Source organism: Chromobacterium haemolyticum, assembly GCF_002081825.1.
Classification (GTDB): domain Bacteria; phylum Pseudomonadota; class Gammaproteobacteria; order Burkholderiales; family Chromobacteriaceae; genus Chromobacterium; species Chromobacterium fluminis.
The window spans coordinates 109,896-135,734 of record NZ_MUKU01000010.1 but is presented as its reverse complement, the minus strand read 5'-3'; the positions used below and the strand labels follow the sequence as shown (position 1 = coordinate 135,734).

At 62.6% G+C, this 25,839-nt stretch carries 29 protein-coding genes; 11 read left to right on the top strand and 18 right to left on the bottom strand.

All coding sequences use genetic code 11. The features are described 5' to 3' along the window. The first annotated feature begins 119 nt into the window (after positions 1 to 119). Complete coding sequence (locus B0T39_RS09945) at positions 120 to 1,724, top strand: YdgA family protein (protein ID WP_081546190.1); 1,605 nt, start codon at positions 120 to 122, stop codon at positions 1,722 to 1,724. A gap of 80 nt (positions 1,725 to 1,804) precedes the next feature. On the opposite strand, the gene bfr is transcribed toward B0T39_RS09945, so the two are convergent. Next, the gene (bfr, locus tag B0T39_RS09940; protein WP_019103979.1) at positions 1,805 to 2,278 is read right to left on the bottom strand and encodes a bacterioferritin; all 474 of its coding nucleotides are present in this window, start codon (positions 2,276 to 2,278) and stop codon (positions 1,805 to 1,807) included. A 162-nt stretch (positions 2,279 to 2,440) separates the two neighbouring features. After that, positions 2,441 to 2,641: a (2Fe-2S)-binding protein gene (locus tag B0T39_RS26470; protein ID WP_043635824.1), complete on the bottom strand. Its 201-nt coding sequence runs from the start codon at positions 2,639 to 2,641 to the stop codon at positions 2,441 to 2,443. Positions 2,642 to 2,748: 107 nt separating this feature from the next. Between B0T39_RS26470 and B0T39_RS09930 the strand changes: the two genes are divergently transcribed. From B0T39_RS09930 to mnmA, 3 genes are read left to right on the top strand one after another with little or no spacing between them, the layout of a single operon-like run. After that, the gene (locus B0T39_RS09930; RefSeq protein ID WP_043635827.1) at positions 2,749 to 3,201 is read left to right on the top strand and encodes an NUDIX hydrolase; all 453 of its coding nucleotides are present in this window, start codon (positions 2,749 to 2,751) and stop codon (positions 3,199 to 3,201) included. Between the two features lie 31 nt (positions 3,202 to 3,232). Continuing rightward, the gene (locus tag B0T39_RS09925; protein WP_231138230.1) at positions 3,233 to 3,781 is read left to right on the top strand and encodes a hypothetical protein; all 549 of its coding nucleotides are present in this window, start codon (positions 3,233 to 3,235) and stop codon (positions 3,779 to 3,781) included. Further along, positions 3,778 to 4,854, top strand: a complete 1,077-nt coding sequence (gene mnmA, locus B0T39_RS09920) for a tRNA 2-thiouridine(34) synthase MnmA (protein WP_081546186.1) — start codon at positions 3,778 to 3,780, stop codon at positions 4,852 to 4,854. The genes B0T39_RS09925 and mnmA overlap by 4 nt, the downstream gene beginning before the upstream one ends. An 81-nt stretch (positions 4,855 to 4,935) precedes the next feature. Here the strand turns inward: mnmA and B0T39_RS09915 are convergent, their stop codons facing one another. Further along, complete coding sequence (locus B0T39_RS09915; protein ID WP_081546184.1) at positions 4,936 to 6,198, bottom strand: MFS transporter; 1,263 nt, start codon at positions 6,196 to 6,198, stop codon at positions 4,936 to 4,938. A gap of 101 nt (positions 6,199 to 6,299) precedes the next feature. Between B0T39_RS09915 and B0T39_RS09910 the strand changes: the two genes are divergently transcribed. After that, a complete protein-coding gene (locus tag B0T39_RS09910) occupies positions 6,300 to 7,202 on the top strand; it encodes a LysR substrate-binding domain-containing protein (RefSeq protein ID WP_081546182.1) in 903 nt (300 codons plus the stop codon). Here the strand turns inward: B0T39_RS09910 and B0T39_RS09905 are convergent. After that, a complete protein-coding gene (locus B0T39_RS09905) occupies positions 7,186 to 7,935 on the bottom strand; it encodes an SDR family oxidoreductase (RefSeq protein ID WP_081546180.1) in 750 nt (249 codons plus the stop codon). The two genes, B0T39_RS09910 and B0T39_RS09905, sit on opposite strands and share 17 nt — an antisense overlap. A gap of 2 nt (positions 7,936 to 7,937) precedes the next feature. Then, positions 7,938 to 8,867 carry a prephenate dehydrogenase gene (locus B0T39_RS09900; protein WP_231138232.1) on the bottom strand — a complete coding sequence of 310 codons (930 nt, stop codon included), beginning with the start codon at positions 8,865 to 8,867 and terminating at the stop codon, positions 7,938 to 7,940. 70 nt (positions 8,868 to 8,937) lie between these two features. Between B0T39_RS09900 and B0T39_RS09895 the strand changes: the two genes are divergently transcribed. Further along, positions 8,938 to 9,207: a DUF4936 family protein gene (locus B0T39_RS09895; protein WP_081546178.1), complete on the top strand. Its 270-nt coding sequence runs from the start codon at positions 8,938 to 8,940 to the stop codon at positions 9,205 to 9,207. Positions 9,208 to 9,415: 208 nt separating this feature from the next. On the opposite strand, the gene B0T39_RS09890 is transcribed toward B0T39_RS09895, so the two are convergent. The 12 genes from B0T39_RS09890 to B0T39_RS09835 form a co-directional block, all read right to left on the bottom strand. Then, positions 9,416 to 10,288, bottom strand: coding sequence for an EAL domain-containing protein (locus tag B0T39_RS09890; RefSeq protein WP_176219532.1), 873 nt, complete (start codon positions 10,286 to 10,288; stop codon positions 9,416 to 9,418). Positions 10,289 to 10,548: 260 nt separating this feature from the next. Next, a complete protein-coding gene (locus tag B0T39_RS09885) occupies positions 10,549 to 11,733 on the bottom strand; it encodes a dicarboxylate/amino acid:cation symporter (protein WP_081546174.1) in 1,185 nt (394 codons plus the stop codon). Between the two features lie 199 nt (positions 11,734 to 11,932). Next, complete coding sequence (gene pabC, locus B0T39_RS09880; protein ID WP_081546172.1) at positions 11,933 to 12,745, bottom strand: aminodeoxychorismate lyase; 813 nt, start codon at positions 12,743 to 12,745, stop codon at positions 11,933 to 11,935. Then, complete coding sequence (locus B0T39_RS09875; protein WP_081546170.1) at positions 12,745 to 14,037, bottom strand: aminodeoxychorismate synthase component I; 1,293 nt, start codon at positions 14,035 to 14,037, stop codon at positions 12,745 to 12,747. Before B0T39_RS09875 ends, pabC begins: the two co-directional genes overlap by 1 nt. Before the next feature lie 127 nt (positions 14,038 to 14,164). Continuing rightward, positions 14,165 to 15,406 (bottom strand): beta-ketoacyl-ACP synthase II, encoded by a 1,242-nt coding sequence (fabF, locus tag B0T39_RS09870; protein ID WP_081546168.1) that lies wholly within the window; start codon positions 15,404 to 15,406, stop codon positions 14,165 to 14,167. A gap of 177 nt (positions 15,407 to 15,583) precedes the next feature. Further along, on the bottom strand, positions 15,584 to 15,823 hold the full coding sequence (gene acpP, locus B0T39_RS09865; protein WP_019103041.1) for an acyl carrier protein: 240 nt from the start codon (positions 15,821 to 15,823) through the stop codon (positions 15,584 to 15,586). A 106-nt stretch (positions 15,824 to 15,929) separates the two neighbouring features. After that, positions 15,930 to 16,667 (bottom strand): 3-oxoacyl-ACP reductase FabG, encoded by a 738-nt coding sequence (fabG, locus tag B0T39_RS09860; RefSeq protein WP_081546166.1) that lies wholly within the window; start codon positions 16,665 to 16,667, stop codon positions 15,930 to 15,932. A 53-nt stretch (positions 16,668 to 16,720) separates the two neighbouring features. Beyond that, entirely contained in the window at positions 16,721 to 17,650 is a 930-nt protein-coding gene (gene fabD, locus B0T39_RS09855; protein WP_081546164.1) for an ACP S-malonyltransferase, read from the bottom strand. A gap of 129 nt (positions 17,651 to 17,779) precedes the next feature. Continuing rightward, positions 17,780 to 18,739, bottom strand: a complete 960-nt coding sequence (locus B0T39_RS09850; protein WP_081546162.1) for a beta-ketoacyl-ACP synthase III — start codon at positions 18,737 to 18,739, stop codon at positions 17,780 to 17,782. Positions 18,740 to 18,744: 5 nt separating this feature from the next. Further along, a complete protein-coding gene (gene plsX, locus B0T39_RS09845) occupies positions 18,745 to 19,782 on the bottom strand; it encodes a phosphate acyltransferase PlsX (protein WP_043635858.1) in 1,038 nt (345 codons plus the stop codon). Positions 19,783 to 19,839: 57 nt separating this feature from the next. Further along, positions 19,840 to 20,019 carry a 50S ribosomal protein L32 gene (rpmF, locus tag B0T39_RS09840; RefSeq protein ID WP_011136965.1) on the bottom strand — a complete coding sequence of 60 codons (180 nt, stop codon included), beginning with the start codon at positions 20,017 to 20,019 and terminating at the stop codon, positions 19,840 to 19,842. Between the two features lie 46 nt (positions 20,020 to 20,065). Further along, entirely contained in the window at positions 20,066 to 20,569 is a 504-nt protein-coding gene (locus B0T39_RS09835; RefSeq protein ID WP_043591833.1) for a YceD family protein, read from the bottom strand. Positions 20,570 to 20,676: 107 nt separating this feature from the next. On the opposite strand from B0T39_RS09835, the gene B0T39_RS09830 reads away from it, so the two are divergent. The 3 genes from B0T39_RS09830 to pncB are packed head-to-tail and all read left to right on the top strand — an operon-like array spanning position 20,677 to position 23,176. After that, positions 20,677 to 21,258 carry a Maf family protein gene (locus B0T39_RS09830; RefSeq protein ID WP_043591835.1) on the top strand — a complete coding sequence of 194 codons (582 nt, stop codon included), beginning with the start codon at positions 20,677 to 20,679 and terminating at the stop codon, positions 21,256 to 21,258. After that, a complete protein-coding gene (locus B0T39_RS09825; RefSeq protein WP_081546160.1) occupies positions 21,255 to 21,959 on the top strand; it encodes an SAM-dependent methyltransferase in 705 nt (234 codons plus the stop codon). Before B0T39_RS09830 ends, B0T39_RS09825 begins: the two co-directional genes overlap by 4 nt. Positions 21,960 to 21,976: 17 nt before the next feature. Then, positions 21,977 to 23,176, top strand: a complete 1,200-nt coding sequence (pncB, locus tag B0T39_RS09820) for a nicotinate phosphoribosyltransferase (RefSeq protein ID WP_039756072.1) — start codon at positions 21,977 to 21,979, stop codon at positions 23,174 to 23,176. Between the two features lie 118 nt (positions 23,177 to 23,294). Here pncB and B0T39_RS09815 read toward each other — a convergent pair whose 3' ends face one another. Then, a complete protein-coding gene (locus tag B0T39_RS09815) occupies positions 23,295 to 24,185 on the bottom strand; it encodes a Rossmann-like and DUF2520 domain-containing protein (RefSeq protein WP_081546158.1) in 891 nt (296 codons plus the stop codon). Between the two features lie 133 nt (positions 24,186 to 24,318). Here B0T39_RS09815 and B0T39_RS09810 point away from each other — a divergent pair, with 133 nt between their 5' ends. Then, a complete protein-coding gene (locus B0T39_RS09810) occupies positions 24,319 to 24,891 on the top strand; it encodes a LemA family protein (protein WP_081546156.1) in 573 nt (190 codons plus the stop codon). 1 nt (position 24,892) lies between these two features. Next, entirely contained in the window at positions 24,893 to 25,822 is a 930-nt protein-coding gene (locus tag B0T39_RS09805; RefSeq protein WP_081546154.1) for a hypothetical protein, read from the top strand. Positions 25,823 to 25,839 lie beyond the last annotated feature (17 nt).

The following is a 25,839-nucleotide window of genomic DNA, read 5'->3' as shown; positions in this document are numbered from 1 at the left end:
CCGCAAACGCGAATTTGGACCCCGCCGACGCCCTTGGGTTCACTCGGCGGCAGTAACGCAAGCGGCGGACGATGGTGTACCATAGGGCCTCATTCCATCCTAGTTAAGAAAAAGCGCTAGTGTTGCCAAATCGTCGTCTGATCATTGCCGGCGCCACCCTCGGTGGCCTGTTCGTTCTGTATGGAGGCGCAACCCTGTGGGCCGGCGTCAAGGCGGAGCAGACCTTGCAGGAACAGCACAAGATGCTGGCCGACCTGCCGCTGTTCAAAGTCAAATCCCACAGCTACCAACGCGGTTGGTTCTCCTCCACGGAAACCACAGAACTGGTGTTCAACCGCCATTTGTCCGGCCCGTATGAAAACATGCTGCCCGACAATGTGAAGCCCTTGCTGAACGCCACCATCAAGTTCACCAACCACGTCAAGCACGGCCCCCTTCCCGGCATCGGCGATTTCGACTTCCGGCCCGGCCGCGCGCTGGTACTCACCGAGTTCGCGATGAGCGACTCCACCCGCAAGACGCTGGCCAGCTTCTTCGGCGACAAGGAACCCATCACCATCTTCAACCGTCTGGGCTTCGGCGGCGGCGGCGAACTGGACGTCAAGGTTCCGGCCTTCGACTATGAGGAAGCGCTGTCCGGCGTGAAGATGAAATGGAAGGGCTTTGACCTGAAGCTCGACTACGCAAACGGCTACAAGGAATACAAAACCGAAGCTCTGTCTCCCGGCTTCCTGCTGGAAGCCGCCAGCAAAGGCACGGTCGCCTTCGACGGCGTGCGCTACGTTTCCGACATCCGTCCGGGCAGCACCGGCGTCAAGCTGGGCACCAGCGAACTGACCGTGGGCAATGTCCGGCTCAACTCCCGCGAAAGCGTGCCCTACAGCATCAAGCTGAACGAGCTGGTCTATCTGATGACCCGCGTGCGCGTTGGGGAGTTCATCAACCCGTCCGGCGAATTCAAGCCGTCCGCGGTGACGCTGAAGGATTTCCGCTATCAAATCGTCACCAGCGAGCAGGACGACTACGTCAACACCCGCGGCAAGCTCAACTTCGCCGAGTTCAACTTCAACGACCACCGCTACGGCCCGATGCGCCTGGACATCTCGGCCAACCACCTGCACGGCCCGACGCTGGTCAAGCTGGACCAGGCCATCGGCCAAATCCCGTTCGAGGGCGTAGACCCCGCGCTGCTGCGCAAGCAATACATCGACACCATCAAGAAGAACGGCATTCCGCTGCTGCAGAACGACCCCAAGGTGGTGATCAACGAGTTCTACCTGAAAATGCCCAACGGCGAAGCCAAGCTGGAAGGCAGCCTGGGCGTCAAGGGCCTGCAGCCCGCGGACCTCAACGACGCGGCGCAGTTCATCCGGCGCTTCGAAGTGGACGCCAAGCTCAGCCTGCCGCGCCAGACGCTGGAAGACCTGGTGATCGCCCAGGCGCGCACGCTGTTCACCGTCGATCAGAGCGCCGAGGACCAGCCGAACATGAAGGAAGTGGAAGACCTGGCCAAGAACCTGCTGGACAGCCAGTTGGCGCAGTGGAAGAGCGAGCAGTACATCGTCGAAGACAAGGGCCAGATCAACACCGAGCTCAATTACGGCAGCGGCGTGCTGACCATCAATAAAAAGAAAGTGGCCCTGCCTTGGGAGGAAGCCGAGACGGAACCCCCACGCGACGCCTCCCAACCCAGCACCGACAAGAATACGGACAAAAAGAAATAAGGCGGCGGACGCCGCATGCAAAAAGGGCTGTCGCAAGACAGCCCTTTTTCTTTCCCGACCCGGTCGAAACCCGGCCGCGTTTAATCGTCGTGCATCTGGCTTTGCAGGTAGTTCTGCAGCCCCACGCTTTCGATCAAGCCCAGTTGCGTCTCCAGCCAGTCCACGTGCTCTTCCTCGCTCTCCAGAATGTCTTCCAGCAAGTCGCGGGTCACATAGTCCTTGGCGCTTTCACAGTAGGCAATGGCTTCGCGCAACACCGGCAGCGCGTCCATTTCCAGCTTCAAGTCGCATTCCAGCATTTCCTTCGGATTCTCGCCGATATGCAACTTGCCCAGATCCTGCAGATTCGGCAAACCTTCCAGAAACAGCACGCGCTCGATCAACGCGTCGGCATGCTTCATCTCATCGATGGACTCGTGGTATTCGTGCTCGTTCAGTTTCTTCAAACCCCAGTTCTTGTACATGCGGGCATGCAAAAAGTACTGGTTGATCGCGGTCAGTTCGTTCTTGAGGATCTGGTTCAGATACTTGATAACTTTTTTATCGCCTTGCATCGCGCTCTCCGGGAAGAAATGATTCTTCCATTATGACATAGCGCGAGCCAGTCTCAAGTTATCACAAGCAAAATAAAGGACTACGCGCCGCGAGGTGCGGTGCGTGGGAGATTTGCAGTTCGCTCGGCCTTGGCCGAGACTAGCAACAGGCGAGGTCAGGAGTTAGGCGGCGCTGCGCGCGGTCGAAGCCGGTCCAAGCGCGTGGACAGCCTCCTTGCGAAGTTGGTTAGCCATGCAGGCGCATTTGCCGCACTCTGTCGCCACCCCGAGCTCGCGGCTCAGATCGCACATTCGGGTTGCCCCATTGTGCACCGCTTCGCGGATTTGCTTGTCAGTCACAGCGTGGCAGAGGCAAACGTACATGGCAGTTCCGGTGGTGAGTTAACTCGGGATTGAGTTAAAGTAATCGAGAATCGTTATCAAGAATATAGATTCAAACAAGAATCATTGTCAACAAGAAAGCGCAGACCATGACGCAGTGGAAACCAAATGCGACAGTTGCGGCAGTCATTGAGCTGGATGGGCGCTACCTGATGGTGGAAGAGGTGACCAGCGATGGCATTTGTTTCAACCAGCCCGCCGGCCATCTGGAATACGGCGAAACACTGGAAGACGCGGTAAAGCGCGAAGTTTTGGAAGAAACCGGCTGGCACTTCCGGCCCTTGGGGCTGGTGGGCATTTATCTGGTGGACCGCCCCAACAGCGACATCACCTATCTGCGTTTCGCCTTCTACGGCCACCCCTTGCGCCGCGAGGACTACCCGCGGCTGGACGAGGGCATCCTGTCCGCGCAATGGCTGAGCCACGATGACATCGTCGCGTTGCGCCCCCGGCATCGCAGCCCCGTGGTGCAGCAATGCCTGGACGATTACCGCGCCGGCAAGCGCCACCCCCTGTCGCTCATCCACCACCTCGACCGCTAGCGGGCGCCTTAGCCCGCAGCCCGGAGTCTGCATGTCCTTGAGATCATTGCCTTTCCTATTGGCTATGCTGGCCTGGTTTCCATGGGCCGCGCAAGCCAGCGCCATCAATATCTGCTACCATTACGGCTGTTCCAGACATGCCTACGTAAACATCTCCGCCGAGGCCGACGCCTGGCTCGCCGCTCGCCTGTCCGAGGCCAACAGCCCGGAAACCGAACGTTCCGCCGTCGGCGCCGCGGTCACCGCGCTCTATCACATCGCCGCGCGCACGCTGCCCATCTGGCAGGACAAGGGCGGCAATTTCCGCGACGGACCCGCCGAAGGCCGCATGGACTGCGTGGACCACAGCAGCAATGTCACCACTTTCCTCACTTATCTGCAGGATCACGGCTGGCTGCAATACCACACGGTGGGCAAACCGGCCTGGCGCGCGCCGCGCCTGCTCGATCTGCATTACACCGCGGTGCTGCGCGACATGCTTTCCGGCCAGGACTGGGCGGTGGACAGCTGGTTCAAGGACTTTGGGCAAGCCCCGGTGGTGCTTGCCCTTGATATTTGGATGGAAGGATATTCCCCGTGACGGGTAAGAAAAGAATTGTCGTCGGCATGTCCGGCGGCGTGGACTCCTCGGTGACCGCTTCGCTGCTAAAACAGCAAGGGCACGAGGTGATCGGCGTCTTCATGCAGAACTGGGAAGATGACAACGACGACGAATACTGCTCGATCAAACAAGATGCGCTGGACGCGATGAGCGTGGCTGACATCGTCGGCATCGACATGGAAATCGTCAACTTCGCCAAGGAGTACAAGGACCGCGTGTTCTCCTACTTCTTGAAGGAATACTCCGCCGGCCGCACGCCCAACCCCGACGTGCTGTGCAACGCCGAAATCAAGTTCAAGGCCTTTCTAGACTATGCGATGGAGCTGGGCGCCGACTGCATCGCCACCGGCCACTATGCGCGCAAGCTGGAAAAAGACGGCACCCACTATCTGATGAAGGCGGTGGACCACACCAAGGATCAGAGCTACTTCCTGTACCGGCTGCAGCAGCATCAGTTGGCCAAGGCCATTTTCCCGCTTGGCGACATCCGCAAGACCGAGGTGCGCAAGCTGGCCGAGGAAGCCGGCCTGCCCACTGCGGCCAAGAAGGACTCCACCGGCATCTGCTTCATCGGCGAGCGGCCGTTCCGCGAATTCCTGCAGCGCTATCTGCCCACCCAGCCCGGCGAAATGATCCTTCCGGACGGCAAGGTGGTGGGCGAGCACATCGGCCTGATGTATTACACCCTGGGTCAGCGCAAGGGGCTTAACATAGGCGGCGCGCGCGACGGCACCGGCGAACCGTGGTTCGTCGCCGGCAAGGACATTCCCGGCAACAAGCTGATCGTGGTGCAAGGCCATGACCACCCGCTGCTGCTGAAGCCCACCTTGGCGATGGCTGACCTGAGCTGGACGCTGCCGGCGCCGCCGGCGGCAGGCGAATACGCCGCCAAGAACCGCTACCGCATGGCCGACGCCAACTGCAATCTATCCGCCATCGTCGACGGCCAGGCCACGCTGACCTTCCGCGACAAGCAATGGGCGGTCACCCCCGGCCAGTCCGCGGTCCTGTACGACGGCGATGTCTGCTTGGGCGGCGGCATCATCCAATAAGAAGCGGTTCAAAGTCCGCTGCGTGCCGACGGCACAATGAAAAAGCCCTGCGCCAAGCCGCAGGGCTTTTTTCTTTCAGGCTCAAGATTGCGGCAAGGGCTGCAGCCACCTCAAGCCCAGGCTGATCGCCAGCATCGCCGCCAGGCTGGCCGCCAGCACCGCGGCAACGCCTTGCCAACCGCCCTTCCCCCACATCAGGCCGGACAAAGACCCCACCAAGCTGGAGCCCAGATAGTAGGCGCTCAGATAAATGGCCGAGGCCAGCGCCCGCCCCTGCCGCGCCCGCAGCCCCACCCAGCTGCTGGCCACCGAATGACCGGCGAAAAAACCGAAGGTGAACAAGGCGATGCCGGCCACCAGCAGCGTCACGCGGTCGCTCAGGGTCAAGCCCAGCCCCAGCAACATGGACAGGACCATCAGCCACAGCACATTGCGCCGGCCCAGGCGGTCCGACAACTTGCCAACCCAGGCCGATGACCAGACGCCGACGATATACAGCGAAAACACCAGCCCCAACAAGCTCTGGCTCATATTGAACGGCGCGGCCAACAGACGAAAACCCAAATAGTTGTACAAGCTGACGAAACAACCGGACAACAAAAAGGCGCTGACGAACAACCAGGGCAGTCCTGGATCGCGGAACAAGCCCTTGGCTTCCCGCCACATGCGGCCGAAATCATGCCTGCGCGGCTGGAAATGACGCGACGGGGGCAGATTGCGCCAGAACAAGCAAGCCCCCGCCACGCCAAGCAAGGTCAGCGTCAGCAACGCCCAGCGCCAGCCTAGATGATCGGCCAGCAAGGAAGCGATGAAACGGCCGCTCATCCCGCCCAGCGCATTGCCGGCGATATACAGGCCCATAGAGTGGCCCAACGACTTGGCGTCCACCTCTTCGCTCAAATAGGTCATCGCCACCGCAGGCAAGCCGGCCAGAGCCACCCCGAACGCCGCACGCAGCCACAGCAGATGCTGGAAGCTGTCCGCCAGCGCCGACAGCAACATCAGCAGCGCGCCCAGCGCCAGCGCCGCGTTCATCAAGGGGCGCCGGCCCAGGCGATCCGCCAGCAGGCCGGCGGGAATCAGGCTCAGGGCCAGACTGCCGGTGGCCAGCGACACCACGCCGCTGGAGGCGGCCGGCGACAGGGCGAACTCCTGAGCGAACATCGGCATCAGCGGCTGCGCGCCGTAAAGCATGGCGAAGGTGCAATAGCCGCCGACAAACATGGCTCGCGCGGTGGCGCGAAATTCTGGGGTGCCGGCATGCAATTTGGCCGGGGGAAAGCTGGGTTCGGACGGTGGCGGCGCAAGGCCGCGAAGGCAAGGAGACGACGAATCGGCGGACATGAAAAGCTTTCAATGCGAAATATGGCTTTGAGCTTAGTCTTGGCCGAAAGCGCAGTCCAATATATATTTAAACATCATTTGATACTTTTGAAATATCAATCATGGAACTGCGCCATCTACGCTACTTCGTTGCGGTTGCCGAGGAGCTCCACTTCACCCGCGCGGCCCAGCGCCTGCACATTGGCCAGCCTCCGCTCAGCCAGCAGATCCAGGCCCTGGAATCCGAACTGGGTGTGCGGCTGCTGCGCCGCCACCAGCGCAAGGTGGAGCTGACCGAGGCCGGCCGCCAATTCCTGGGCCGCGCCCAACGCATTCTGGCCGACGCGGAACTGGCCGCGATGGAAGCCCGGCGTGCCGCGCGCGGCGAAATCGGGGAGTTGAGCATAGGCTTCACTTCTTCTCTGCCGCTGTCCCCCATCCTGCACGCCGGCCTGCACGACTATCGTCTGCGTTTCCCGGAGGTCGGCCTCAAGTTGCGCGAGATGTTCACCACCGACCAGTACCAGGCTTTGCAGCAACGGCGGCTGGACATCGGCTTCGTGCGCTTCAACGGCCTGGAGCCCATGGCGGACATCGCGATGGTGGAATTACAGCGAGACGCGTTGCGAGTGGTAATCAGCGCCGAGCATCCGCTGGCTGGCCTGCCGGCGCTGCGGCTTGAGCAATTACGCGGGGAAAGCCTGATCGGCTATCCCCAGGAGGCCGGCACCGGCTTGAACACGGTGCTGCGCGAACTGGCGCGCCGCCAAGGCATGGACTGGCGGCCGCGACAGGAGGCGGGCGAGGCGATCACCCAAATCGGCTTGGTGGCCGCCGGACTCGGCATCGCCATCCTGCCCTCTCCGCTGGAATACGTGCGGCTCCCCGGCGTGCGCTATGTGCCGCTGTTGGACGAGGGCGCTTATCTGGCGATGGGCTTGGCCACCCGTCTGGACGAAGATTCGCCGCTGGTGGCCCAGTTTCTCAATTTGATGCGCGAGCGCTGGCTCAACGACCGCCGCTGACGTCCAGCAAGCTGCCTGTACAGAAAGAGCTGGCGTCGGACAACAGCCAGACAATGGCGGCGGCCACCTCCTCAACCGCGCCGCCGCGCCCCATCGGCACGCTGCCGGCCAGGCGCTCCACCCGGCCGGGCTCGCCGCTGGCGGCATGAATGCCGGTATGGATCAGCCCCGGCCGCACTGCGTTGACGCGGATGCCTTCGGCGGCCACCTCCCGCGCCAGGCCCAGGGTCAGGGTATCGATGGCCCCCTTGCTAGCGGCGTAATCGACATACTCTCCGGCCGAGCCCAGCCGCGACGCGGCGGAAGAGACGTTGACGATGGCGCCGCCAACGCCGCCATGGCGGGTGGACATCCGGCGCACCGCCTCGCGACAACAGAGAACGGGGCCCAACACATTGCTGCGCAAGACTTGCTCCACCCGTTGCGCCGAGTAATCCTCCAGCCGGCCAATCGGCGCGGTGACGCCGGCATTGTTGACCAGCGCGTCCAGGCGGCCAAAATGCGCCGCCACCGCGTCGAACAAGCCCACGATGTCCGCCTCGAGCGAGACATCTGCGCAAAACGCTTCGGCGTCCGCGCCCGCTTGCCGCAGCTCGGCCACAACCGCCTCCGCTCCGGTTTGGTCAAGGCGGTAATTGACTGCAACGCGCCAGCCCTCTACTGCCGCCAGACGCGCGGTCGCCGCGCCTATGCCGCGCGAAGCGCCGGTAATCAACACCACTTTGACGCTCATCTTCACCCCTTGCGCATGAATTGCTGATGCCAGCGCGTGCGCGCGCCGCGCGCCGCGCCGAAACGCTCCGCCAAGCGCTCTCCGTCTCCCGCCGCCAGCATTTGACGCAATTGGTCCAAACCGGCGCGATAGCGGTCGAGTTCCTCAAGCAAGGCGTCCCGGTTGGCCAGGCTGATGTCGGTCCACATTTCCGGATGGCTGCCGGCAATGCGAGTGAAGTCGCGAAAACCGGTGGCGGCGAAATCAAAGCAGCGCTCGGCGTCGGCCTTGCCCGCCACCATGTCCACATAGGCGAAGGCCAGCAAGTGCGGCAGGTGGCTGACGGTGGCGAACACCGCGTCGTGCTCCTGCGCCGTCATGCAGTGGATTTCCGCGCCGCAGGCGCGCCATAGCGCCGCCACTCGCTCGGCGACGGAAGGCAGGGTCTCCGGCAACGGCGTCAGCACGACTTTGCGGTTTTCGTACAAGCCGTACTGCGCGGCGGCGGCCCCGGATAGATCGGAGCCGGCAATGGGATGCGCCGGCACGCAATGCGCTAACTGGTCCGGCAAATGCCGGCGGTACAACTCCACCACGTCGCCCTTGGTGCTGCCGGCGTCGGTAACGACCGTCTCCGGACGCAGCCGCGGCGCCATCGCCGCCATCAGCGCGCCCATCTGCCCCACCGGCGAGGCCAGCAACACCAGATCGGCGCGCCCGGCCACCTCGGCCAAATCCTGGCTGATTTCGTCCACCACGCCCAGTTCCAGCGCCCGCTCCAGGTTTTCCCGGGTGCGGCCGACGCCGATCACATGCCGCGCCATCCCGGCGCGCTTCAGCGACAGGGCGAACGAACCGCCAATCAGGCCCACGCCCACCACCACCAGGGTATCCATCCCTTGCTGCACCGCTTCTCCTCTATCCATCGCCTTGGAACCTAGAACGGCTATCATACCTGCCTAGTGTTGGCTGACAACCACTCCGTTGCGACGCATCAAGCGCGCGCCCTGCATAGGACATCCGATGAGCTACAGTTTTTATTGCTATTTCAAGGTCGACACGGACAACGCGCCCCTGCTTGCGCGGCTGCGGGCGCTGCAAGCCGGCGTTCTGGCCCGCGCTGGTGTCGCCGGCCGCCTGCTGCGTCGACGCGACGACGCCGGCACCTGGATGGAAGTTTATGAGGAGATAGCCGACGCGGATGCTTTCCGTCGCGTCTGGCTGGAAGCCAGCGCCGAATGCGGGTTGGCGGCGTTAAGCCGCCATGAAGAGTGGTTTCAGCCGCTGGATTAAGAAGCTGTTCACGATCTGCTGCGCGTTGTGGAGCGTGATACGGAGAGTACCCCTTCGAAATGCTCATGTAGCGTATCAGCCGTTTTCGCCTTAGCTCGCGAGATAAGGCGAAAACGAGCGAAAAAGCGGAATGTACACGTGGTACATGAGCATTTTGAGCTCGTTTTCAACGCCGTATCGCCGACGCGCAGCAGAACGTAAACAGGCTCTAAGAAATGGGCCAGCTCAGGCTGTCCACCGGCCGCGCCAAGTGGAACCCCTGGACGAAATCGCAGCCGGCGGCGCGAGCGATGTCCAGCTGCATCTCGCTTTCAATGCCCTCGCCCACCACCTTGGCCCCGTGCAGCTTCAAGATGGCCACCAGCTCGGCCAATTTGTCTCGCAGCGCCGGCCGCATCAAGGCCCGCCGCATCAGCACCTTGTCCAACTTGACGTAATCGGGCTCCAGCAGCCACACCCGTTCCAGATTGGACGCGCCCTGGCCAAAATCGTCCAGGGAAATCAGGAAGCCCAGATCGCGGTAGCGCTGTACCGCGCCGTGCAGCCTCACCGGGTCGCTGACCGCGTCCTCGACGATCTCCAGGCAAACATGGCTAGGTTCCACGCCCAACAGTTGCAAGGCCTCGGCGAAAAACTGTCCATGCGCCTCGCTGACGTTCACCAAATGCTGGGCATTGACGTTGAGCGACAGCACCAGGCCCGGCGGCGGCGCTTGCAGCAAGAAATTGAGCAGATGCAGACAGCGCAGCTGCCGGTCCACATACACGGTGCGGCGCGGCGTGGTTTCCGCGGCGAACAGCACCGTGGGAATCAATGGGCCGCCGAAGCGGTCCGACACCCGCGCCAGCGCCTCTACCGACCACAACTTCGGCTCGCCGTCTTGCAAGCGGAACACCGGCTGGAAGACGCTGCGAAAGCGCCAGTCCTCGTGCTGTCCGCGCACGCGCTCTTCGCGCCAGGACAAGGGCTCCTCCTCGAAGCCATGCCGCGCCAGCATCTGATTCAAGCGCGGCAACGCCGCCTGCGCGCGCTGCGCCCCCAGGTCCCAAACCGCCGCCTCACACTCCGCCATCGCCGACATTGCGCCTCCCGGCATGCGCCAAGAAAACAAACAAGAAAAAAGGCCGAACATCGTTCGGCCCAAACAGGATACGAGAGAAACCTGTATGCGGTTCCGTGGAACCGGCAAACAGAAAAAGGCCGGCTTTCAGGCGACAGCGCCGCCGAAAGCCGCCAGCGCGCTACTGCGCCAGAAAGACCCGCTCAATATACATGGCCCTCTTTATCTCTAAAAATAATTAAATGCTCGTTGTATAGTTCACATAAATCTATGAGTCGAACTCAAGCCTGCTGCGAAGCCGGCTTGCCTTCCGTCTCCTCCGCCGGCCTTCCCATAATGCGGTCCAGCCACAATGCGATCACACCGTCGCCGGTGACATTGCAGGCGGTGCCGAAACTGTCCTGCGCCAAGTAGAGCGCAATCATCAGGGCCAGGCTGGCCTCGGGGAAATGCAACATGCTGGCCAGGATGCCCAGCGCCGACATCACCGCGCCGCCCGGCGCGCCCGGCGCCGCCACCATGGTCACGCCCAAGAGCAGGATGAAGGGGAACATCACATCCCAGCTAGGCACATCCAGGCCGGCCGTCATCAACATCACCGCTGTGGCGCAAGTCACCAGCGTGATGGTGGAACCGCACAGGTGGATCGTGGCGCACAGCGGCATCACGAAATCCGCCACCGGGCCGGAGACTTTCATCTGCTTGGCCGAGCGCAACGCTACCGGAATCGTCGCCGCCGACGACATGGTGCCCAACGCGGTCAGATAGGCCGGCAGCATATTGCGGATCAAAGACCAGGGGTTGCGGCCGCTGGCGAGGCCCGTCACCGTGTACAGCAGGGTCAGCCAGATCCAATGCATGGCGATGGCCAGCACCAGTACCACGCCAAAGGTCTTCAGCGTGGAGAACACGGAGCCGTCGGCCGCCATCTCCGCGAAAACGCAGGCGATATAGGCAGGCAACAACGGAATCAGCACTTTTGCCAACACCAGTTCGACGATGTCCTTGCCTTGATCCACCACTTCCTTGAGGCGCTGCGCGCGGGTGACGGCGATGCCCAGGCCAAACACGAAGGCCAGCATCAAGGCGGTCATCACATCGAACAGCGGCTTGATCTCCAACGTGAACAAGGCCTTGATCGCCGCCGGCTTATCGGTGGCGTGCACCCCCTGAGCGATCAGCGACGGCAGCACGCCGGAGGAGACGGCGAAGGCCGCCAAACCGGACAGAATAGTGGAGCAATAGGCCAGCCCCACGGTCCAGCCCAGCATCTTGCCGGAGTTGGACTCCAACGCGGCGATGCCGCTCATGATGTAAAACACGATAATCAGCGGAATCATAAAGCCGATGAACTGCCCGAACAGGGCTTTGAAAGTCATCAGCAAGGCCAGCGGCCCATCCGGGGCCCATAGCCCCAGCGCCAGGCCAACCGCCATGCCGGCCAGTAGTTTAAGGATCAATTTCACGGCAACCTCTCTGAGCTTGGTCTTAATATTGTTCGCGATCCGCGCATGCGCTTGCCGCCATGCCCGGTCCGGACACGGCACGCCAGTCGGAAGAATGGAATCCGCCCGGCAAGGGCGGCTTGGACAAGAAAGCAGACGCGGTCTGGGCAGGCCTGCCGACAACGCCGGGAACTGCCCTCCCGGCGCCAGGCTTCAACCTTCAGGCTTGAAGCGACAGGCTGTGTTGCAGGGCGCGCAGCAGTGGATGAGGTGTCCAGCTGCGCTCGCCCAAGCGGGTAATCTGCCAGATACCCATCAGGCTATTGGAGAGAAACACCGCATCGGCGTCAATCAAGCGCGACGTGGAAAGTCGCGTTTCAGTAAAAGAGCGTCCGATATCCAAACAATACGCGGTCAACCAATCCCGCACCGCTCCGTTCACACCGCAACGGTCCAGCCTCGGCGTGACGATCGCTTCGCCTTCCAGCACGTAGACATTGCTCATCGTGCCCTCGGCCACCCAACCCTCCATGTCCAGCATCAGGCCCTCGGCGACGGCGGGGTCTTGCCACTCAGAGCGCGCCAGCACGTTCTCCAGCCGGTTTAGGTGCTTGATGCCGGCCAAAGCCGGCTGCAAGGCCAAGCGGGTTTCGCACCAGCGCGCCGTCACGCCCTGTTCAGATCGCTCCGGCGGATAGCCGTTCCAGGCCGCGGCGCTGACGATCCGAGTGCAGGACGGGGCCTCCGGCATCGCATAACCACGCGCGCCTGCGCCGCGGGTCAGCATAATCTTGGCCGCAGCGCGCGGCAGGCCGTCTCCCGCCGCGGCCAGTTCCGCCAGCAGCAAGCTCTCCTCAGGCGGGGGCAGGCGCAGCCTGCGCGCGTCGTCGCACAAACGCGCGTATTGCCACGCCCACAACCTGGGCTTGCCCTCTATCAGCTCCAGCGTCCGAAACACGCCGTCGCCGTAGGCCAGGCCGCGATCCGCAGCAGCGACCCTCTCGTCGGCGCGGCCGTTGATCAGCATCGCCATCAGGCCTGCTCCACGCCCAGCGCCCGCAGCAGGCCGCGCGCCTTGTGGCGGGTTTCCTGCAGTTCGCGCTCGGGATCGGAATCGGCGACGATGCCGCCGCCGGCGCGAAAACGCAGCGAGGCGCCCTCTTGCATGAAAGTGCGGATCAGGATGTTCAAGTCCATGCTGCCGTCGCGGTTGAGGTAGCCAAGGCTGCCGGTATAGGCGCGCCTAGCGCTGTTTTCCAGTTCGCGAATAATTTGCATGGTGCGCACCTTGGGGCAGCCGGTGATGGTGCCGCCGGGAAACAACGCACGCAGCGTGTCAGCCGGACCCACGCCGGAACGCAGGCGGCCTCGAACATTGGATTCGATGTGATGGACATAAGCGTAGCTTGCCACGGCCATCAATTCGTTGACCTCAACGCTGCCGGGCAGGCAAATACGCCCCAGATCGTTGCGCTCCAGATCGATCAGCATCACATGCTCCGCCCTCTCCTTGACGCTGGAAATCAATCGCTGCTTCAAGGCGGCGTCTTCCGCTGGATCCTGCGAGCGTGGATGGGTGCCGGCAATCGGCCGCGTTTCCGCCCATCCGTCGCGCACCCGCACCAGCCGCTCCGGCGAGGAGCTGACGATCTGCGCGTCGCCGAAATCCGCCAAGGCGGAAAACGGCGCCGGGTTGGCGCGACGCAGGGCGGAGAACAGATCGGCAGCGGCCACGCCGGCTTCCAGCTCGGCGCGCCAGCCGCGCGAAATATTCACCTGGAACACATCGCCTTCGTAGATGTAGCGCTTGAGGCGGACTACCGCGTCGGTGTACCACTGCGGCGGATCTTCTTCCAAACCTCGCAGGGCCACCGGACGCGGCGCGAACACCGGCGCCGCTTGGGCCAGGCTCAACACCCGCTGCCACAGTTCGGCGCTTTCCGCCACGATCCAGCCGCAGCCCTCGCGGCGATCCACCAGCACCGCGGCCGGGGTACGCGCCAACGCCGCCAGCGGAAAGCTGTCCGGCAACGCTTCGGGCACGCTGGGCTCGAACTCGGACAGCAGATCGTAGCCCAAGTAAAGAAAATGCCCGCCGACAAAAGGCAGTTGATGACGGTTATCGACCGCTTGGGGCTTGAACTCCGCCAAGCGGCGCAGAAAGTCGCCGCCTTCGCCGGCGTAAAACAGCTCGCGCCCGTCTTCCAGCAACAAAAGATCCCAGCCGGCGTCGCCGGAGGACATCATCAAATAGGGAAAGGTTTGCGGATCCGCCGCGTGCATCGCCAGCAGGTCCGGCGCAAAATCCAGTTTCTGAGTGAACATCGAGAAAGTCCCGGGCCGGCAGCCCGGCGCAGCTTGCCGCCCGCTTTGACCCGGACGGCGTGAAAACAAAGAAAAACCGCTGCGAGTGTAGCGCAGCGGTTCGGGCTGTCAATCGACAAGACTACGATCAGACGCGCTTGAACACCAGCGTGCCGTTGGTGCCGCCAAAACCGAAGGAGTTGGAGATGCCGATGTCAATCTTCATCTCGCGAGCGGTATTGGGCACGTAGTCCAGATCGCAGCCGGCCTCCACATCCTGATCATGCAGGTTGATGGTGGGCGGCGAAACCTGATTGTGCACCGCCAAAATGGTGTAGATCGCCTCCACGCCGCCGGCGCCGCCCAGCAAGTGGCCGGTCATCGACTTGGTGGAGTTGACCACCAGCTTCTTGGCGTGGTCGCCGAAGGCCAGTTTGAGCGCCGTGGTTTCATTGGCGTCGCCCAAAGGCGTGGACGTGCCGTGGGCGTTCACGTACTGCACTTGGTCGGCGTTGATGCCGGCGTCGCGCAGCGCGTTGCTTACGCCGCGCGCCGGACCCTCGGCGCTGGGCGCCGTGATGTGGTGGGCGTCCGAACTCATGCCGAAGCCGATCAACTCGGCGTAGATCTTGGCGCCGCGTTTGACCGCGTGCTCATAGTCTTCCAGCACCAGCACGCCGGCGCCCTCGCCCATCACGAAGCCATCCCGGCCCTTGTCCCAGGGACGGGAAGCCGTGGCCGGATCGTCGTTGCGCGTGGACAAGGCCTTCATCGCGGCGAAGCCGCCGATGCCCAGCCGCGAAACCGCGCCTTCAGAACCGCCGGCCACCATCACGTCGGCGTCGCCGTACTGGATCATCCGCGCCGCGTCGCCGATGCAATGCGCGCCGGTGGTGCAGGCGGACACAATGCCGTAGGTCGGGCCCTGATAGCCTTTCAGGATGGACACCTGGCCGGCGATCAAATTGATCAACGAACCCGGAATGAAGAACGGGCCGATCTTGCGCGGGCCGCCTTCCAGCAAGGCCACGCCGGTGTCCTCGATCAGCGGCAAGCCGCCGATGCCGGAGCCGATGTTGACGCCGACCCGGGTCTTGTCCAGGCCCGGAATATCATCCAGCCCAGCGTCCGCCACCGCCTGCAAGGCCGCGGCGATGCCGTAGTGGATGAACAGGTCGTTGCGGCGGGCTTCCTTCGGCGAGATATAGTCGCTGATCTCAAAGCCCTTCACTTCGCCCGCGATCTGGCAAGCCATGTCGCTGGCGTCGAAACGGGTAATCTTGGCGATGCCACTGTGGCCGGCCAGCAAATTGGCCCAACCGGTGACGACATCGTTGCCGACCGGGGACACATGGCCCAGGCCGGTTACTACAACTCTGCGTTTTGACACGAAGAATCTCCGTGAGAGATGGGAGGGCAGTCTCCCGACGAGACCGTCCACGCATTACGATGCCCTACGGTTTGGCAGGGATCAAACGCGCGTTTGGCATCCTCTTGGCAAAAGACCTCTGCGAAGAGACCAGAAGGCTCCGGGCAGAGGTCCTAATACCCCTCGAAAGGGAAGGAATTACTTGTTCAAGTGAGCAGTGACGTAGTCGACGGCTTGCTGAACGGTGGTGATCTTCTCGGCCTCTTCATCCGGAATTTCGCACTCGAACTCTTCTTCCAGAGCCATTACCAGCTCAACGGTGTCGAGGGAGTCGGCGCCCAGATCGTCCACGAACGAAGATTCGATTTTCACTTCGGCTTCGTTCACGCCCAGTTGTTCGGCAACGATCTTCTTAACGCGCGCTTCGATGTTTTCCATTTGTTTAAACCCTTGACCTTTCTGATTCGGGATAACAAAACCCCGGTATTCTACAAAAAAAAATTAGAGCAGCCTACCTAAATCTCCAGGCAGGCCGCAAACTCGTTCACGGCATCAACATGCCGCCGTTGACATGTAGCGTCTGGCCGGTGATATAGCCAGCGCGATCCGACGCCAAAAACGCGGTGGCGTCGGCGATATCCTTGGCGTCGCCCAGGCGGCCCAGGGCAATCTGCTCGACCAGCGCCGCGCGTTGCGCTTCCGGCAGCGCGCGGGTCATGTCTGTGTCGATGAAGCCGGGCGCCACGCAATTGACGGTGATGTTGCGGCTACCCACTTCGCGCGCCATCGACTTGGTGAAACCGATGATGCCGGCCTTGGCCGCCGAGTAGTTGGTCTGGCCCGGATTGCCGGACACGCCCACTACCGAGGCGATGTTGATGATGCGGCCGAAGCGCGCCTTCATCATGCCCCGCAGCACAGCCTTGGACGCCTTGAACACCGACTTCAGATTGGTGTCCATGATGTCGTCCCAGTCCTCGTCCTTCATCCGCATCAGCAAGCCGTCGCGAGTGATGCCGGCATTATTGACTAGGATCGCGATTGCGCCGAATTCTTTCTCGATGGATTCGACCAGCGCGTCGATCGCGCCGGCCTCGGTCACATTTAGCACCCTGCCGGCGCCGCCCTGTGCGGATAGACGCTCATGGATGCTCGCTGCGCCGGCCTCGCTGGTCGCGGTGCCGATCACCACAGCGCCTTCGGCGGCCAGCGCCGAGGCGATCGCCGCGCCGATGCCGCGCGACGCGCCGGTGACCAATGCCACTTTGCCTTGCAGGCTCATTGCAGTCTCCTTATCGTTATTCCCGGCCCCGTCTTGGCGAGGCCGCATTGCATTCAGTTCAGTTCGCCGCGGGCGGCTTCCACCGCCGCCACATCGGTCAGCGCCAGGCATTTGACGTTGCCGTCGATGCGCTTGGCCAAACCGGCCAGCACCCTGCCCGGCCCGCATTCCGCCATCTGTGTCACGCCGTCGACAACCAGCTTCTGGATGGTCTCGGTCCAACGCACCGGCATGTACAGCTGACGGGTCAGCGCGTCGCGGATCTGGGCCGGCTCGCTATAGCTGGCGACGTCGGCGTTGTGCAGCACCGGGATGGCCGGAGCGCTGATATCCGCTTGCGCCAGCGCCGCGGCCAACTGCACCGCCGCAGGCCGCATCAACGCGCAATGCGAGGGCACGGACACCGGCAAGGGCAAGGCGCGCTTGGCGCCGCGGGCCTTGCACTGCTCCATGGCCCGTTCCACCGCGCCTTTATGCCCGGCGATCACCACCTGGCCCGGCGAATTGAAATTGACCGCTTCCACCACTTCGCCCTGAGCCGCTTCCGCGCAAGCGGCGCGGATGTCCTCGTCGGACAAGTTCAGGATGGCTGCCATCGCGCCGACGCCCACCGGCACCGCGGATTGCATCGCCTCGGCGCGCAGGCGCACCAGTTTCACCGCCTCGGCGAAGGGCAGCGCCGCCGCCGCCACCAGGGCGGTGTATTCGCCCAAGCTGTGGCCGGCCACCAGCGTCGGCTGCCGGCCGTTCAACTCCTGCCAAGCCAGGTAAGTGGCGTAGCCGGCGGCCAGCATGATGGGCTGGGTATTGACGGTGGCGTTGATCTCGTCGGCCGAGTCCGCCTGCAGCATCGCCCACAGGTCGACGCTCAAGGCATCCGATGCTTCGTCAAAAGTGTGTTTCACCACGGGCAGATCAGCAAAGCCATCCATCATTTTCAAGCTTTGCGAGCCTTGGCCCGGGAACAGAAATGCAAACGCCATAGTCGACTCCTGAGAATTCGACGCAAGAATGACGCAAACCGGCGACGTCTGCCAAGCCTAACGATCAAATATCGCTCAAGCTAGTGACCTCACGGTCAGCCGTCGGCGGCTTGCGCGCCAATGTTTGGATCAGATCTTCAACAATACAGCGCCCCAGGCGAAACCGCCGCCTATACCTTCAAGCAATACGGTCTGGCCTCGATGAATGCGCCCGTCTCGCACCGCGCTGTCCAAGGCCAGCGGAATCGATGCGGCGGAAGTATTGCCCTGTTGCGGCAATGTGACGATCACGCGGTCCATCGGCAAGCCCAAATGCTTGGCGGTGGATTCGATGATGCGCAAATTGGCCTGATGCGGCACCAGCCAGTCCACTTCGCTCTTGTCGACGCCGGCTTCCGCCAGCGTCTTGACGGCGATGTCGGACAAGGCCTTGACCGCGAATTTGAACACAGCCGGGCCATCCATGTGCAGATAGGGCATGCCCTGGATCTTGCCGCCTGAAATCTGAGCCGGAGTATTGAGAATGTCCTTGTAGCGTCCATCCGCCGCCAGCTTGGCGTGCAGAATGCCCGGCTCGTCGGAATCGCCGAGAATCACCGCGCCGGCGCCGTCGCCGAACAGCACGCAGGTGCGGCGGTCGTCCCAATCCAGCACCCGCGACATGATTTCCGCGCCCACTACCAAGGCGCGACGGGCCATGCCGCTCTTGATGTAGTTGTTGGCGGTCACCAAGGCGAACATGAAGCCGGCGCACACCGCCTGCACGTCGAAAGCCGCGCAGCCGGGAATGCCCATTTTTTCCTGCAGCAAACAGGCGGTGCTGGGGAAGACCATGTCGGGAGTGGTGGTGGCGACGATGATCAGATCGATCTCGTGCTTGTCGATGCCCGCGCTCTGGATCGCGGCTTCCGCCGCCTTGAGCGCGAGATCGCTGGTTTTGTGTTCCTCTGCCGCAATATGGCGCGCGTGGATGCCAGTGCGCGAGACTATCCACTCGTCGCTGGTATCCACGCGTTCGGCCAACTGCGCATTGGTGAGCACCTGCTCGGGCAGAAAGCTGCCGGTGCCTAGAATGCGGGAATAGCCCATGGTTGTCAGTTCGCTTCCGCCTCGGACTGCTTGAGATTGTTTAATTGGTGAGCAATCCGGTCGGCGATGTGACCAATCACGTCGGAGCCGGCTTCCTCGCAAGCCTGCTCCAGCGCGTAACGGAATCCTGTGACATCGGTCCCGCCGTGGCTTTTCACCACGATGCCGCGCAACCCCAGCAAGCTGGCGCCGTTGTAGCGGCGAGGATCGATGCGTTTCTTGAAGAGCTTGAGCACCGGCAGCGCGGCCAGCGCGCACAAGCGCGTCCACCAACTGCGGCCAAACTCTTCTCTCAGGAACACGGCGAACATGTGAGCCAGCCCCTCAGCTGTCTTCAAAGCCACATTGCCGGTGAAACCGTCGCAGACTACCACATCCACCGTGCCTTTACAGATGTCGTCGCCCTCCACGTTGCCGTGGAAATTGAGTTCGGACTGGCGCAGCAGTTCAGCGGTCTTCTTGATATTGTCGTTGCCCTTGATGTCTTCCGAGCCGATGTTCAGCAGGCCCACGCTAGGAGTGGCGATGCCGCTAAGGCACACCACCAGTTCGGACCCCATGATGCCGAACTGCAACAGTTGTTCTGGAGTGCAATCGACGTTGGCGCCCAAGTCCAGCACGCAAGACAAGCCCTTGACGGTGGGCAGCATCTTGGCGATGGCGGGCCGGTCGATGCCGGGAATGGTCTTGAGCACGAAACGCGCGGTCGCCATTAGAGCGCCGGTATTGCCGGCGGACACGGCGGCCTGAGCCTCGCCTTCTTTGACCAGATTGATGGCCACCCGCATCGACGAGTCTTTCTTGTTTTTCAAGGCGAGCTGAGGCGCCTCATCCATGCCCACCACTTGGGTAGCGTGCTGGATGCGGATGCGTTCACGCGCGACGCCTTGGTGCGCGTCCAGTTCCGCCTCTAGGGCAGGCTGGTCGCCAACAAGAATCAAACGGGTGTCGGGATGGTTCTGCAGGAATTGGATCGATGCAGGGACGGTAACCTTGAGGCCAACGTCACCGCCCATTGCATCAACCGCGACGGTGATAGTCATCAACGAGTGCGGTAATAGTGCTGCCTAATCAGTGAGGAAAGTAGGAAAACGGGGAGATTACTCGCCCTTGGTCTTCACAACTTTGCGGCCGCGGTAAAAACCGTTCGGGCTGATGTGGTGGCGCAGGTGTGCTTCACCGGTGCTGGCTTCTACGGCCAATGCCGGGGCGGTCAGAAAATCGTGTGCACGATGCATGCCGCGCTTGGACGGGGACTTTTTGTTCTGTTGAACAGCCATGGTCGACTCCTAAGAAATTCAAGTAGATTCGGTTCGAATCCGGGTTTTACTCGGACTTGGGTCTCTTAAGCGCCGCCAGCACCGCAAACGGATTGGGCTTGTCAGCCTTGGCGAGCGAGAGAGTTTCCCTGCCGCAATCGTCGTGTTTCGGCGACAACGGCAAGCCCATAATGATTTCGTCTTCGATCAGCGCAGTCAGGTTCAGTTCCGGCTCGGCGATGATCGCGTCCAGCTCTTCGTCTTGCTCGCAAGCTTCTTCCAGCTTGTCCGGATCGGTAAACAAGGTGACCACCGAATCGGTGTCCAGGCTGTACGGCATGCTTTCCATGCAGCGCTGGCAAGTCACTTTGAGTTCCGCCGACAAATGAAGACGCAGCGACAAACGGTTCAACCGGTCGCGAAAACCGTCCAGGGCGTATTTTACTTCCCCGGAGGCGTCGGACAGGTCGCTGTGCACACGCTCATCCAGCTCGCCAACCGGCAGTTTGCCGGCTTGCGAACGCCCTTCCCGGGCGAACTTGAGCGGATCGATCAAAATCGGTTTAGACATAAACCTCGCATGGTACAATCCATTCCCCTGATTTGTCAAAAGAAACAAGGAGCCCTCCGCGCGCGCCGCCAGGCCGCCCCGGCTCCGCAACAAGCGACGTCCACACCATGCAGATCGTACTGGCCTCCACTTCCCGCTATCGCCAAGAAATCATCGCCCGTCTGGGCCTGCCCTTCCACGCTGAACCGCCGGTGTGCGACGAAACCCCGCTGCCGGGCGAAACCGCGCTGGAAACCGCGCTGAGGCTGGCGCGCGCCAAGGCGCAATCGCTGGCGGAGAAGCATCCGCAAGCGCTGATTATAGGTTCCGACCAAGTGGCTTTGCTTGACGGACAGCAGATAGGCAAGCCAGGATCGTTTGAAAACGGCGTCAAGATGTTGCAATGGATGAGCGGCCGTACCGTCGTCTTCCATTCGGCGCTGGCCTTGTACAACAGCGCCGAAGGCCGCCTGCAGGAAACGGTGGGCATCACCCGCGTTACCTTACGCGAACTGAGCGAAGCGCAAATCCGCAACTACCTGGAACGCGAACCGGACGCGCTGCACTGCGCCGGCAGCGCCAAGAGCGAAGGCCTGGGCGGCGCGCTGCTGGAACGCGTGGAATCCGACGACCCCAACGCGTTGATCGGCGTGCCCTTGTTCAAATTGATTACGATGCTGGCCAACGAAGGCGTGGAGATTTTGCGATGAGCGGCACCCTGTTTCTAATCCCCGCCCCCTTGGGCGACGAATCCATCGCCTGGCTGCCCGAAGCCGAACGCGCCAAGGTGCTGCACCTGACCCGCTTCGTGGTGGAGGCCGAAAAAACCGCGCGCAAGCATCTGAAGGCGCTGGGCGTCAGCGCGCCCATCCGCGAACTCGCCATGAGCACGCTGAACGAGCACACCCCGGCCGCCGACGTGGCCGCCTTGCTCCAGCCGCTGCTGGACGGCCACGACCTCGGCCTGATTTCCGAAGCCGGCTGCCCGGCGGTGGCCGACCCCGGCGCGCAACTGGTGGCGCTGGCGCACGAACGCGGCTTGCGAGTGGAGCCCTTGATCGGCCCCTCCTCCATCCTGCTGGCGCTGATGGCCAGCGGCGCCAATGGACAGTGCTTCGCCTTCCACGGCTATCTGCCGGTGGACGCCGCGGACAAGGCCAAAATCGTCAAGGAACTGGAGCTGCGTTCGCGCCAGCGCAACGAAACTCAAGTCTTCATCGAAACGCCGTACCGCAACAACGCCTTGCTGCAACAGCTGCGGGACACGCTATCCCCCGCCACCCGGCTGGCAGTGGCTTGCGACCTGACTTTGCCGAGCCAGACCATCGTCAGTCGCCGGGTCAAGGACTGGCCCAAAGACGCGCCGGATCTGCACAAACGTCCGGCCATTTTCATCATTCACGCCGCCTGAGCCCGCCCATGGCCAAAATTCCGCCGCTGATCCACTCCCTGCTGGATACCGATCTTTACAAGTTCACCATGCTGCAAGTGGTGCTGCACCAGTTCCCCGCCTCGCACGGAGAGTACGAGTTCAAGTGCCGCAACCGTCCAGACATGCCGCTGACCCAGCTGAAGAAGGAGTTGGAAGCGCAACTGGACTGGCTGTGCCAGTTGCACTTCACCCAGGAAGAGCTGGCCCATCTGCGCACGCTACGCTTCATCAAGAGCGATTTCGTCGATTACCTGGAGCTGTTCCACCTGCAGCGGCGCTTCATCACTGTGTCCTGCCAAGACGAGGAACTGGTGATTCGCATCAAGGGCCCGCTGGTGCAAGCGATGTTCTTTGAAATCTTCGTGCTCGCCATCGTCAACGAACTGTATTTCCGCCGCCTCGATTCAGCCGAGGTCCGCGCCGAGGGCCTGCGCCGGCTGGAAGCGAAAATCGCCGTGCTGGAACGCTTCCGCGACAGCGAGGCCGAACAGCAACGCTTCCCCTTGCTGATCGCCGATTTCGGCACCCGCCGCCGCTTCAGTCGGGAATGGCAGCAGCACGTGGTGGAACGCCTGAACAACGCGCTGCCGGACATTTTCCGCGGCACCAGCAATGTTTATCTGGCCTGGAAACTGGGCATCACCCCGATAGGCACCATGGCGCATGAGTTTTTCCAAGCCTTCCAGGCGCTGGGGGTGCGGCTGCGCGATTTCCAGAAGGCGGCATTGGAGTCCTGGGTGCAGGAATATCGCGGCGACCTCGGCATCGCGCTAACCGACGTGGTGGGCATGGACGCCTTCCTGGCGGACTTTGACCTTTATTTCGCCAAGCTGTTCGACGGCCTGCGCCATGACAGCGGCGACCCCTATCAATGGGGCGAAAAGGCGATCGCGCATTACCGCAAGCTGCGCATCGACCCGGCCACCAAAATGCTGACCTTCAGCGACGGCCTGAGCGTGGACAGCGCGCTGGACCTGCACCGCCACTTCAGCCCCAACATACAAGTCAGCTTCGGCATCGGCACTCATTTCACCAACGACATGGGGCTTGAGCCGCTGCAAATCGTCCTCAAATTGGTCAGCTGCAACGGCCAGCCGGTGGCCAAGCTGTCCGACAGCCCGGGCAAGACCATGTGCAGCGACGAAACCTTCCTCGCCTATCTGCGCCAGGTATTCAAGGTGGCGCTGCCAACCTGAGAGCGTACTCAAAGTCCGCTGCGCGTCGGAAGGGAAATTGTGCGATGAATGCCGGCTTCGAAATGCTCATGTACCATGCGTACATTCCGCTTTCTCAGCCGTTTTCGCCTGTCTCGCCCTAGCTCGCGAGACCTTGAACAGGCTCGGAGCCCTCCTCGGACGCCAGCGCGCTCAGCACTTGCCGGCGCGCCGGTTCTGGCAACCCTTCGCCGGCCAGCGCGACCGTCTGCCTGCCCAAGGCTTGATAGACGGCGCGCAACTCGCCATCGTCCATCGCCTGCAAATGCAGGGCCACCGTCGACGCGTCGCCCCGCGCGATCGGCCCGGTCAAGGCCGCTTGCGGCCCTAGCGCCAACGCATTGCCCAAGGTCTGCCGCATCAACCCTCCCAGCAAAGGCGTCAACAATTCTTCCGGCACGCCGCCCTGGCAGGCTAAACGCCGCGCGATGGCCATCAGCGTCACTAGATAATTGGACGCCACCGACAAGGCCGCGTGATAGGCCGGTTTGCCGCCGTCGGCCAACCGAAACGGCAGGCCGCCTATGGCCTGCGCCAGCGCCCGCAAAGCGGCGCACGCCTCGGCATCGCCCTCCAGCGCGCACAGCACGCCGGAAAACCCTTCAAGCGCGACAGCGGGATCGGCGAAGGAAAATGCCGGATGCAGGCTGCCGATATGCGCGCCGCGCGCCGCCGTCGGCCGCAATAATTCGGACCCGCTGACGCCGCTGGCGTGAAACACCACAGCGCCGGACGGCACGCCGGACGCGGCCAGCCGCTGGGCGCAATCGGCGATCGCCGCATCCGGCACCGCCAGCAGATAAAGATCGGCGGCGGCCAAATCCGCCCACTCCGTCACCGGCCGGCCCATGCCGATGAAGGCGCAGGCGGCGGCGGCGGAGTCCATATTGCGCGTCATCACGTCCTGCACGCTGTAGCGGCCGGAACGCCGCGCCAACGCCGCCAAGGTCTTGCCCAGGCGCCCCGCGCCTATGATGTTGATCCGAATCACGCTGCCCCCCCCTGAATATCTCAACCGCCTGGGCGAGACCCGACCCGGGCGCAGACAAAAAAACATCGTTGCACGATAATGCGATGCAAGGACGCCGCGCATCGGCGACGCCTGCCTCCGGAGAGATCCCACCATGAAGCTCGCCGTTTTTCTCGGCGTCATCGCCGCCGTCTTTCTCTACCTGATCACGCTATACAACGCGCTGATCAATTTGAAGCACCAGTTGACGCAAAGCTGGGCCAATATCGATGTCATCCTCAAACAGCGACACGACGAGTTGCCTAAGCTGGTGGAGGTGTGCCGGCAATACGCCCAGTTCGAACAGGAAACCCTGACTCAGGTCATGGCCGCCCGCGGCGCGGTGGCCGATTCCGCCCGGGCCCGGGATCCGGAAGCCCTCGGCGCAGCGGAAGGCCGCCTGCACGGTCTGATCAGCCAGCTGTACGCGGTGGTCGAAGCCTATCCGGCGCTGCAGGCGGATCAGCAATTCTCGCAATTAAGCGCGCGCATCAGCCAACTGGAAGAAGCGCTGGCGGATCGCCGCGAACTTTACAATGAGGCGGTCAAACTCCACAACGCCCGCATCGAACAGTTCCCCGATGTGCTGCTGGCCCGATTATTTCACTTCCCGCCGGCCCGGCCGCTGCGTTTTGCCGCCTCGGAAACCCGCGACGTGGACATGAAAGCGCTGTTCGCGCGCGACTGACATGCCGGCTCTCCCCTCTGTGCTGCAGGTCCTGGGGCTGACCCTGTATCTGCTGGCCGCAGCCATATGGCTCCTTGGCGGAGAAGCCCGCCACGGCCTGCTGATCGCGGCCATCGTCGGGCTGATAAGCTGGCGCATGAACTACCGTCATTATCGCCAGGTGGCGGACACGCCCACCTCCAGGCTGGGCAGCGCGGCGTTGGGTCAGGTCGAATTATGCGGCCGGGCCCGCTGCCATCCCGGCGCGCTCAACTACAGCCCCTTAAGCGGCCGGCGCTGCGCCTGGTATCGCTGCTGGCGCGTAGACGAGCGCCGCAAGCTGGACTGGGATGACTGGCTGGCCTGGGCCTTGCAACGCTCCAACCGAATGGCGACCAGTGTCAACCCTCCGGAAATCAGCAGCGACGACAGCTTCCTGCTAGTGGACGGCGACGCGGAAGCCACCATCCTCCCCGGCGCCGCGCAAGTGGTGGCCCGCCACCGGCGCCGCTGGCACGAAGATGGCATGCTGCTGATAGAGGAATGGATAGATGAAGACGAGACCATCTATATCCGCGGCCAGTTGCGACGCCTGGATTCTCGCGCCACCGCTCTGGACTTGCGCCTGGACATCGGCGCCAAACTGGCGGAATGGAAAAACGACAAGGAAGACCTGTTGCGCCGCTTCGACCTGGACGGAGACGGCCAACTCAGCGAACAGGAGTGGTCGCTGGCGCGCGCGGCGGCGCAACGCGAAGTCATCGCCCTGCAGCAGGAACTGGCACGACAGCCGGCCTCCTTGCTGCTGAGCGGCGATGAGCAAAGCGGGCCGCTCATCATCACCACCTTGTCGCCGGAGCAAAGCGCGCGATGGTTCCGCCGCCGAGCCTGGCTCCACGCCGCCGTGGCGTTTGCCTGCGTATTGGGCTGGCTCAAGCTGGCTCGGCTCTAAAAACCTGTTCAAAGTCT